We start from the raw sequence: 10944 nt of genomic DNA on the forward strand, positions 1-10944 counted from the left end.
TGACATTATGGTGCGTCGTTCAGGAATCTTGGTAAATAGCTGGGATTGTGGCAGCGACGCACCCTACTTTTACTTAATACCCTCTTCATTCTTTAGTGTATTTAGCACTGAGTAATAGCTTGCGACAGCGAACTTTCTTCGGGAATATCCCAGCCGAGAGTTGCCGCAGCCATCACCTCTAGGGGAAACTTGGGAGTGCGATCGGCATACAGCAAACCGTTAGCTTCTTGGAAAGTATCGGTCAACTGCGTGTAACAAAATCCGCTGAACATTTCCACTCGGTTTACCACCTTCAACAGCGCGGTGTAGCGCCTTTGCAGTTCCTTCGTGTCGGACGCGCGCACGTAGCCCCAAACCCTGAAAAAATCGGGGTTTTCGCGGCCGGCGCAGGCGATGCCGCCGAATTCTGTCAGCATCATCGGCTGTCCTTGGTGCGGGTGGCCGTCGAGGGTGAGGATGCGCCCTCCCGGACGCCCGCGATCGAACAAATCGGCTAGCTGGACTTCGGGCCCGTAGCGCTTGGCTAGGGTTTGGGGATTGTTGTCGTAGTCGTGAATCGCCAGGATGTCGGTATCGATGCTTTCCCAGCCGTCGTTACCGATGACGGGGCGAGTCGGATCGAGGGTTTTTGTCAAGAAATACAGCGCTTGCACGTAGTTGCGGTGGGCTGCTGCTTCGACTAAATTCGGAACTCCCCAGGATTCGTTGAACGGCACCCAGACTACGATACAGGGGTGGCTGGCGTCGCGGTCGATGACTTCCGTCCACTCCCGCGTCAGCCGTTCAACGGCTTTGGGAGTGAAGCGGTAGGCGCTGGGCATTTCTTCCCACACTAAGATCCCCAGCACGTCGGCCCAGTACAAAAATCGGGGGTCTTCGATTTTTTGGTGCTTGCGGACGCCGTTGAAACCCATTGCTTTGACTAATTCGACATCGTGGCGCAAAGCTTCGTCGGAGGGGGCAGTCATCAGGGTGTCTGGCCAGTAACCTTGGTCGAGTACCAGTCGCAAATAGTAGGGGCGGCCGTTTAGCATGAAGCGATCGCGCTGGATGCTGACCGTCCGCATTGCCGTGTAGGATTTAATTTCGTCAAGCAGTTTGCCGTCGGCCCACAGCTCCACTTGTGCGTTAATTAATGTAGGTTTTTCGGGACTCCACAGCAGTTCGTTGCGGTAGTCGTCGATACCTGGGTCGGAGAGGGCGATGCGGCGGTGGATTTCGCCGTTGATGACTTCGTAGGTGTCGTTGACTAGCAGCAAACAGCCGATCGACAGTTTAACTTTAATTTGAATCCCCTCCTTGCGATCGCCCGCGACAAACGCTTCAAAACCGATTTCCCAGCGTTCAAACTGCGGAGTCCAGCGGATGCGATCGATATAAGTATGAGGCACCAATTCTACCCACACCGTCTGCCAAATGCCGGTCGTGCGCGGATACCAAATACTGTGGGGCTCTATTTGCCAGTCTTGCTTGCCGCGCGGTTGCTCCAAATCTTGCGGGTCGTCCTGGGCCCACACTGTCACCCGAGAAGGCCCGTTGAGGTTCACAACTGCTGTAATGTCTGCGGTGAAAGGAGTGTGTCCGCCTTCGTGTTGGATGACAAACTGACCGTTCACCCAGACGCGGGCGCGGTAGTCTACGGCCCCGAAGTGGAGGAGAACTCTGCCTTCTGTGTGGGGTACGTCAAATTCGCGATCGTACCAGCAGTTGGCGTGAAAATTCGTGTCGCCGATCCCGCTTTTTGCCGATTCTGGAGCAAACGGCACTTCTATAGTGTGAGTCCACTCAGAAATATCGATCGGCTGCACGCAGCGTCCCGCGTCGTCGTAAGCAAACTTCCACTGACCGTTGAGACAAATCCAGTTGCTGCGGCGCAGTTGGGGGCGCGGATAACCTGTTTTCCGTCCTTCAACTGTCACCTTAGTGTCTAGAGTGGAAGACTCTTCAATATCGCAATTTTCTAGTTCTCTACCTAACCAACTCATCGGCACATCTACCCAAAGTTATATTTATACGTTAGCGACTATTGCCCCGACTTGGACAAGTTTTTTGCTAGTTAATTTGCAAAAGTTCTGCACCTTAAAACAGCCTCATCTGAAGAAACTCTTATTTTAAAGTCATTAGTCATTAGTCATTAGTCATTAGTCAGAAGCAATAGTCCGGAAAGTTTTTAGGTCTTCGTCTCAAACCCTTGATTTTCCGTTGCAGCTCGATTACCCAATCGCCATGAAACCAATATTCTCCCGTTGGCAATCAAAAACTGTCCGAAGTTTTGAGAAGGAAGAAGAAAGATTTTCCCCTCGGACACTCGGACACTGGGACACTCTCCCCAACTCAAAACTCTAGTTTAGCTGGCAACACTTCGCAAACCTGCTAACGGTTCAGCTAGGTCACTTGTGAGCGGCAAACATTGAAATATTTGTTCTAGTCTCGTGAGTTCAAATAGCATTCTAACTTGTTCGCTCATGGCAGATATCAAAAGTATACATTCGCTGTCTCTAACTAATTTTACGATCGCCACTACAGCCATTAACTCCGCATTTTTCAGGAAAGCGATATTTGAGAAATCGAGCATAAGAATTTTGCCACCGCTTTCAATTAGGCGCTCTATTTCTTTCTGAAACTGAGGAAATTGAGATTTTTCCAAAACCTCATGAGACAAAATAATTTTAACTATAACTCTCATTTTTACCTCAACGCTTCTTTTAATTGTTACAGAACTTTTGATGAAAACCGAGTAAGGTGCTGATGGCGCACCTTACATTTTTACCCCCCATAACTGGCAGTTGGCAGCTACTTGCTAGCAGATTTTCCGTTGCCGTTACCGTTGACAGCAGCGACTTCTATAGAAGGTGTGGCTGGCATCTCGATCGCTCCATTCGAGGAGCTTAAAGTAGAGGCAGAACCGTTAACATTTTCCACCAATTCAATCACCGGCTTTGTAGTAATTTGAGTGTAAGTTGTCAGAGCTTGAGCGACAACTTGATCCATGTTGTAATACCTGTAAGTCGCCAGCCTTCCCACGAAAGAAACGCCCGGAGTTGCGTCAGCCAAAGCCTTATATTTCTTGTAGATTTCGGCATTTTCTGGACGCGGAACCGGGTAGTATGGGTCTCCCTCAGCTTGGGGATATTCGTAGACAATGCTAGTTTTTAGATGCTCTTGTCCGGTGAGGTATTTAAACTCGGTGCAGCGAGTATATAAATGCTCGTTCGGGTAATTTACCACCGGTGCTACTTGGTGTACGGGTACGTTCAGCGTTTCGTGCTTGAATTCCAAGGAACGGTAAGGAAGTTTGCCGTAGCAGTAATTGAAATAGGAATCAACCGGCCCGGTGTAAATCATTTCCCCGTAAGGAATAAAACCCTCAATCTCGCGGTAGTCGGTATTCAGCATTACCTTGATGTTTGGGTGAGAAAGCATCTTTTCAAACATCCGAGTGTAGCCGTGCAGTGGCATTGCTTGATAGGTATCGGTGAAATAGCGATCGTCCCGGTTAGTGCGAGTGGGTACGCGCGCAATCACTGAGTTGTCGAGTTCCGACGGGTCCATTCCCCACTGTTTGCGGGTGTAGTTGCGGAAGAATTTCTCGTAAAGTTCGCGGCCGACTTTGCTGACAACGACATCTTCGGAAGTGCGAATGTAATCCTTTGGTTCTGCTACTTTCGCGAAAAAATCTTCTACTTCAAAGGAGGTGAGATTCAGTCCGTAAAGTTGGTTGACGGTGTTGAGATTGATGGGAATTGGCAGCAGTTGACCGTCAACACTGGCGAGGACGCGGTGTTCGTAAGGCCGCCACTCGGTGAACCGCGAAAGGTACTCGAAAACTGGGCGCGAATTGGTGTGAAAAATGTGGGGGCCGTATTTGTGTACGAGGATGCCGTGGTTGTCGTAATGGTCGTATGCGTTGCCGCCGATGTGGTTGCGGGTATCAATTATCAAGACTGTTTTTCCGGCCTCATTTGCTAGTCTTTCGGCAATGACGCTACCTGCAAATCCTGCTCCGACGATTAAATAGTCAAACATTAAAACACCTCTGATTTTTGGTAAGGGTAACTGGTAATTGGTAATCAACAAGCGAGCATTGTTGAGTGTTAAGTTTGGAATGCGTGAATTGGTAACTCTTTAACTTCAACCTCAACATTACTAACTTAAAACTTTCATCCGGTCTTCTGCTTTCTGCCTTTTGCCTTCGATCGCACTTTCGATCAACCCCAGCATTTCGCCCCAGGTGTTGTCCCAAGAATTGTCTGCTAAAAAAGCGTCAACTTCGCTCAGCCACTTTGTGCGAACGTCCGAACTTTCGCTGAAGATTTCTTCGGCACAAGCAACGAATTCTGAAGAATTGCTAGCAATCCGAACCAAGCCGTTTACTCCGTAGGGTCGCACCACGTCGCGGATCGGAGTAGAAATAACTGGTTTGCCCGCAGCGAGGTATTCTGGAGTTTTCGTCGGACTAATAAATTTAGTCGATTCGTTAATCGCAAAAGGCAGCATGGCTATATCCCACCCGCCAAGATACGCTGGCAATTCTTGATAAGATTTGCCGCCGAGATAGTGGATATTTGGGTGAGTTGGCAGAGTTGCCGGATCGATTTTCACCACGGGGCCAATGATGACTAAATGCCAGTCCGGCCTTGCTTCCGCAATGCCCTCCAGCAGTTCGATATCCATGCGTTCGTCGATGACGCCAAAAAATCCCAAACGCGGGTGAGGAATGTCTTTTTGATCCGCCGGTTCTTCTGCAAGATTTCTGGCTGTGCCAAAGTGTTCTTTTTCGATGCTGCTGGGGAAAGCGTGAATATTTGGGTGCTGGTGCTGTTTGGCCTCGTAAAGGCTGTGTCCCCCAGTAAATACTACGCTGGCACGCTTTAATAGTTTGTTTTCATTTGCTTTTAGTTCCGGGTGCGCGCCTTGGAATGCTGACAGTTCATCCATGCAGTCGTAGACTACAGCTAGCGGCTTTAAGTGGTTTGTGAAACTGACAGCCATTGGTGTGTAATACCAGAGGATGTACTGGCTAATTTCTGCTGCTTGAAACAAATCATATAGCATGGCTTGCTGAGCAGTTTGTGCTGTTTCTTCGCTGATTCCTTCGCTCAGGTGCGGTACTATTACCCATACTCCGGTTTCGTGGATGCTGACATCAAGCCACCAATCTGTAGCCTCGCTCAAAATCGGTTCTTCTACAAAGAATACGCGGCAATTTTTGGCACAGCGACTCAAGAGATGTTGCGGACGCTGATAGACGAAATTCCACCGCAGATGAGACAGGCAAACTAAATCGGGTGCATCTAAAGCAGCAGTTGTTGATAAGTTGGCGCGCAATGCTGGCGAGGGAGCGAATTGAGATGGCGATTTTGCTGTATCTATCGAGGTAAATCGGATCTCCCACGATCGACCTTTATTGCTATAATTATTATTTACTGATTTTTGGGGCGGGGACATAATTAGCCTCGGGAATTTGTAAAGGAAAATTGGTTAGTGAAAATTGGTTAGTGAAATTTTTTCAATAAGACATCCTTCTCAGCAGTGTCTTACTGAAATTGGCAAGCATCAATCTGAGAATTTTTATTGACGAGCAAGAGCCGCATTCATTGGGCTAAACAAAGCAAATGCTTAGCTGCGGAAAAACACGCTTATCTGCTTTTTTCAGTAGTGAAATTTGGAGATAAGTTAATATTCTTAGACTTGCTATTGTTGCTAAATCTAACTCAATTTTTCTGCCATTACTTCTATCTTAAGGATGACTTCGATCTCAGGGCGCATCTAGCTTGCACGCTTGGTTCAAAAGCGGTTAAAATGCCGATCGACCTTGTAAAATGACTCTTAATTGGCAGGTACGGGGTTATACCATTTGAGATTTGAGATTTGAGATTTGAGATTAAAGGATTGGGAATGGCTGATGAATTAAGGGTTTGAAGCTTGCCTGCCGTTGCATTATTTTTTAAACAGGTGTTAAAATACAGCGAATTTTATTGCTTTATTTGGAGAGGATAGAAAATTTGCGATCGAGCTTTTATTGCCCTTTGCTTTGACAAACCTCGCCTTGTTTAAACTCATCGGATCGCAGGTATAGAAAATTTGTATCTTAATATACAATTTCTCTGCTGAAATTTATGACTTGCGATAGATTAATAAATAACAGTTTATGGAGTGCGGTTAACCTCACATCTTGCACCCTTCTCAACAATACCGGAGAAACCGCGTTTCTTGACAAAAAACCTACGAATTTACGCGAGTCTGCGACAATAGACCTCTTGCAAAAATATCTGGGACGGGCAAGATGCCCATCCCACAAAAAGTTTTTTTCTTGTGGAATGGGCATCTTGCCCGTTCCAAAATTTGATTAAAAGGACTTTTGCAAGAGGTCTAATAAACTAAGGTGATGACATTGGTGCTCGGAACAGGAGGTTAAAGTCACGCGATCGAGCACCAATCTCAATCATCTCTCTAAGGGTGGGTTCGCCGATATCTGCAATTCCCGTGCCAAATATTCAAGTAAATCCGCGATTAGAAAATAGCAGCAACTTTACAGTCGGCGGCTGTCAATTTTGGCGATTCCCCCTCCAAAGGCAAAATCTTGTACCGTCGAACTCTTTAAGAAATCGTGGGGGAAACCCAATTCAATTGCACTTACTTTGTCTAATCGCTTAATTTGTTCTGGGGTTAATTCAAACTCCAAACAAGCAAGATTTTCTTGAAGTTGCGCGACTTTGCGGGAACCAACAATCGGAATAACTTCGATTGACTGTTGTCGCAGCCAATTTAGGGCTACTTGAGAAGCAGGTTTGCCAATTTCGGCTGCTATACTGCTAACTTCGCCAGCAATATTGAGGTCGCGATCGCTAATTTTTCCCCGATCGGGTGAATTAAGCCGTTTGGCTTCGCCGGCGGTTTCTGAAGTGTTGTATTTTCCTGTCAGCAAACCGCCTGCTAGGGGGCTCCAAGCTGTGACGCCAATATCAAAGGCTTTTGCCATTGGCAGCAAATCTCGTTCGGGAGTTCGCTCTTTTAAGGAGTATTCTATTTGTAGGCCGACAAATTGCGTCCAGCCCCGGAAATGGGCGATCGTATTTGCTTGAGAAATAATCCAAGCCGGCGTATCGGAAATGCCGATATATAAAACTTTGCCCGCGCGCACCAAATCGTCAAAAGCGCGCATCACTTCTTCGACGGGTGTGGTAAAATCCCAAGCGTGCAGCCACAGCAAATCTATGTATTCAACTTGCAATCGCTTCAAACTGGCCTCTACTGCTTGCACCATATTTTTGCGGTGGTTGCCGAAACCGTTGATTTCGCCATTTTTCATGTTGAGGCTATACTTAGTGGCAACTACCCATTTTTCGCGATCGGCTGCAATGAAATCGCCGACATATTTTTCGCTAGTACCGTTGGTGTAGAGATTCGCGGTATCAATGAAATTGCCGCCCGCTTCTGCAAATATGTCGAACATTTTGCGGCTTTCGTCGTAAGAACCGCCCCAACCCCACTCTTCCCCAAAAGTCATGGTTCCGAGGCAGATTTCTGAAACGCGAAGTCCGCTGTGACCTAGTAGTTTGTATCTCATGTCACTCATCCGTTAGTTAATGGCTGCTAACAGTTTAGATCGAGGTTTGCCGAACTGTTGCCATAAGTCGGGGATGGCAGGTTTTTGCGGTGTGTTAGCGCGGAGATCGAGGTTGAATGTTTTGCCAAGTTAATCCAAGTTAATCACAGTGTCGTAGCACGGGCGAGGGTTCCGGGCCATCGCCCTGCATTTACTTTTAACACCACTTTTAACACCACGCAGGGGCGATCGGCTGACTAATGTATTTAGGATTACATTTATCAATTAAAATACAGTAAAATAGGTAAATTTTCATCTACCTTTAGACAGGTATTTTATGAAATGAGTTAAATAAAAAAATGTTATCTTACTATTCAGAAAAACCGACAGAACTAGAGAAAAAATTAATGTAGCTAAATTAACTTTTTAGCGTTATAGTGATTTACAGATTACAAAAACAAGGTGACTCTCTTGGCTGACATCGTTGATACCGCCGTTTCGGCAGGCTCTTTTACAACGCTAGTTGCTGCTGTCAAAGCCGCTGGTTTAGTAGATACTCTCAAAGGTGCTGGCCCTTTCACAGTTTTCGCTCCTACAGACGAAGCTTTTGCTAAGCTTCCCGAAGGTACTGTAGACGCACTGCTTAAGGACATTCCTAAGCTCACAAAAATCTTGACTTATCATGTCGTTTCCGGCAAAGTTCTGGCTGCTGATGTAGTCAAGCTGACATCTGCCAAGACAGTTGAAGGTTCAGAAGTGAAAATTGATGCTTCCAATGGCGTCAAAATCAATGATTCTACCGTTACAACAGCCGATGTTGCTGCTGATAATGGCGTCATCCACATTATTGATTCAGTCTTGCTTCCTGCGTAAGCACAGATTTAGATAGAGCAATACTATCTTGAGGGCGGTGGCTGTTGTTAGCCGCCGCCCTGTTTTAGTTGAGGTTTAAATATTAGACCTCTTGCAAAAATAACTAGGACGGGCAAGATGCCCGTCCCACAAAATTTTTTTTCTTGTGGAATGGGCCGGAGAGCCCGTTCCAAAATTTGATTAAAAGGACTTTTGCAAGAGGTCTATTATAGAGCAGCGGGAATTGGGCGATCGCACTCAGCTTGAGTCGGCCCCAAATTTGTCGCTGCTGGATTTACCGGCCCCACAGGTTGCAGGCAAACTGCGACAGGTACTGCGGACAAAAAATTTATCAAAAAAATAAAAAAGTACGCGCGTGCGAAGCTATCCCGTAGGGAATCGCGACTCGTCAGCAATTGCCGATAATTAGCGCCCCACTTATTTTGCACTCTCGGGCTGATTCCCGGTTGATGCGTAGATACCATGCCACCAAACCCAACATTTATCCGAGAAACGGGGTTGATGAGGCCTTGTCCTAAGTAAGATACAATAAGAAACACAAGGAAAGTGCGATCGACATTATTTGACAGTCAATGCTATGCAATCTACAACTCAGTCCGAGACAGAACTGGCGATGGACGCTCCCAAACACGGCTTACCCGTTACAATCATTACAGGATTTCTCGGCAGCGGCAAAACAACCCTGCTCAACCACATCCTGACCAACCAGCAGGGTTTGAAAACAGCAGTTTTGGTCAATGAATTTGGCGAAATCGGCATCGACAACGAACTGATTGTCACCACCGACGACAACATGGTTGAGCTGAACAACGGCTGCATCTGCTGCACAATTAATGAAGATTTAGTTAATGCAGTTTACAAAGTTTTAGAACGTCAAGAAAATCTCGATTATCTAGTAGTCGAAACAACTGGACTAGCCGACCCGCTGCCAGTAGCAATGACTTTTTTAGGCACAGAACTGCGCGACCTGACTCGTCTCGATTCGATCGTTACGGTAGTAGACGCGGCAAATTACAGCTTAGATTTGTTCAACTCTGAAGCAGCTTACAGTCAAATAGCTTACGGCGATATAATTATTCTCAACAAAACTGATTTGGTTGAGGAAGCAGATTTAGATTTGTTGGAAGTTAAGATTCGCGATGTCAAAGAAGGTGCTCGAATTCTGCGAACTGTAAAATCGCAAGTTCCCCTGCCGCTCGTCCTCAGCGTCGGATTGTTTGAATCTGACAAATATTTCCAATCTGAGGAAACTCCTAGCAGTCACGAACATCACGACCACGAACATCACGACCATCACGACCATCACGAACATCACGACCACCACGACCACAGCGACCACGAACATCACGACCACGGCCATCACGACCATCACGGTCACGACCACTCCCACCATTTAGAAAATGACGGATTTACCTCAATTTCTTTCCAGAGCGACAAGCCGTTTTCTCTGAGGAAATTTCAATATTTCTTAGACAACCAACTGCCAACAAACGTGTTTCGCGCGAAAGGGATTATGTGGTTTGAAGAAAGTCCCAAACGGCATATTTTCCACTTGAGTGGGAAGCGATTTTCGATGGACGACGACGAGTGGAAAGGTGAGCGGAAAAACCAGCTTGTTCTCATCGGTCAGGGTTTGGATACCGAGAATTTGCGATCGCAAATCGAAAACTGTCTTTGTATGCCTTCAACCAGTCGCGGTAAAGGTTTTGGGAAAAACTAAAGGTTGAAAATTAAACAGAACAGACGTGCGCTGGCTAGAAACCAGGTTTTTTCGTCGAGACTTCGCGGTTTTAACTTATATCTTGCACCACTCTCAATTAGCCAGGAACAGGCAAGATGCCTGTTCCACAAGAAAATATAATCTTTGTGGAACAGGCATTTTGCCTGTTCTTGAGTATGGTGCAAGATATAAGTTAAAACCAAAATTTATCCGAGAAACCGGGTTTCTTTTTATAATTCCTATTAAAAAGGTAAGTTTACCTTTTGATTTTTAGTTTTAAATTTAAGCATTTCTAATTTCCCATGCGAGTCATTATCCAGCGAGTCAAATCATCTCAAGTCGAAATTGACGATCGAATTGTGGGCAAAATTGGCCGCGGACTTAATTTGCTTGTAGGTATTGCAGACACCGACACCGAAGCAGAACTCGATTGGATGGCTCGCAAATGCCTAGAATTGCGTTTGTTTCCCGACTCAGCCGGGGATACCGGCCGCTGGGACAAGTCCGTACAAGACATCGGCGGCGAGTTGCTGGTTGTGAGTCAGTTTACGCTCTACGGCGACTGCCGCAAAGGTCGCCGTCCTTCCTTCGATCGAGCAGCGCCTCCTGAAAGAGCAGAAATTTTTTATGCTAAGTTTGTCGAAAAGTTGCGCCAGAGCGGCTTAAAAGTCGAAACAGGCGTGTTTGGAGCGATGATGCAAGTCTCTATAGATAATGACGGGCCGGTAAACTACCCGCCACTAAGCTAACGCTATAGTGGGGGCTTTTGGTAGCCCTTGAGCGATTGCACAAGACAACAACT

Annotated in this window: 9 protein-coding genes; 3 read left to right on the forward strand and 6 right to left on the reverse strand. The window is 46.5% G+C overall.

The window, feature by feature from the left end; translation table 11 throughout:
• Positions 1–101 precede the first annotated feature (101 nt).
• From QUB70_RS22320 to QUB70_RS22340, 5 genes are all read right to left on the reverse strand, one after another.
• Entirely contained in the window at positions 102–1985 is a 1884-nt protein-coding gene (locus QUB70_RS22320) for a glycoside hydrolase family 2 protein (protein ID WP_332983508.1), read from the reverse strand.
• Positions 1986–2347: 362 nt separating this feature from the next.
• Positions 2348–2686, reverse strand: a complete 339-nt coding sequence (locus tag QUB70_RS22325; RefSeq protein WP_332983509.1) for an STAS domain-containing protein — start codon at positions 2684–2686, stop codon at positions 2348–2350.
• Positions 2687–2793: 107 nt separating this feature from the next.
• Positions 2794–4026, reverse strand: a complete 1233-nt coding sequence (gene glf, locus QUB70_RS22330; RefSeq protein WP_332983510.1) for a UDP-galactopyranose mutase — start codon at positions 4024–4026, stop codon at positions 2794–2796.
• Positions 4027–4146: 120 nt separating this feature from the next.
• Positions 4147–5448, reverse strand: a complete 1302-nt coding sequence (locus QUB70_RS22335; protein ID WP_332983511.1) for a glycosyltransferase family 1 protein — start codon at positions 5446–5448, stop codon at positions 4147–4149.
• Between the two features lie 1084 nt (positions 5449–6532).
• Positions 6533–7570 carry an aldo/keto reductase gene (locus tag QUB70_RS22340; protein ID WP_332983512.1) on the reverse strand — a complete coding sequence of 346 codons (1038 nt, stop codon included), beginning with the start codon at positions 7568–7570 and terminating at the stop codon, positions 6533–6535.
• A gap of 450 nt (positions 7571–8020) precedes the next feature.
• On the opposite strand from QUB70_RS22340, the gene QUB70_RS22345 reads away from it, so the two are divergent.
• Positions 8021–8422 (forward strand): fasciclin domain-containing protein, encoded by a 402-nt coding sequence (locus tag QUB70_RS22345; RefSeq protein WP_332983513.1) that lies wholly within the window; start codon positions 8021–8023, stop codon positions 8420–8422.
• Between the two features lie 206 nt (positions 8423–8628).
• On the opposite strand, the gene QUB70_RS22350 is transcribed toward QUB70_RS22345, so the two are convergent.
• Entirely contained in the window at positions 8629–8886 is a 258-nt protein-coding gene (locus QUB70_RS22350) for a hypothetical protein (RefSeq protein WP_332983514.1), read from the reverse strand.
• Between the two features lie 113 nt (positions 8887–8999).
• On the opposite strand from QUB70_RS22350, the gene QUB70_RS22355 reads away from it, so the two are divergent.
• Together QUB70_RS22355 and dtd are read left to right on the forward strand one after the other, a co-directional pair.
• The gene (locus QUB70_RS22355) at positions 9000–10142 is read left to right on the forward strand and encodes a CobW family GTP-binding protein (protein ID WP_332983515.1); all 1143 of its coding nucleotides are present in this window, start codon (positions 9000–9002) and stop codon (positions 10140–10142) included.
• Positions 10143–10444: 302 nt separating this feature from the next.
• Positions 10445–10891 (forward strand): D-aminoacyl-tRNA deacylase, encoded by a 447-nt coding sequence (dtd, locus tag QUB70_RS22360; protein WP_332983516.1) that lies wholly within the window; start codon positions 10445–10447, stop codon positions 10889–10891.
• Positions 10892–10944 lie beyond the last annotated feature (53 nt).

The sequence above is a fragment of the Microcoleus sp. A003_D6 genome (assembly GCF_036702825.1).
In the GTDB taxonomy this organism is placed as follows: domain Bacteria; phylum Cyanobacteriota; class Cyanobacteriia; order Cyanobacteriales; family Microcoleaceae; genus Microcoleus.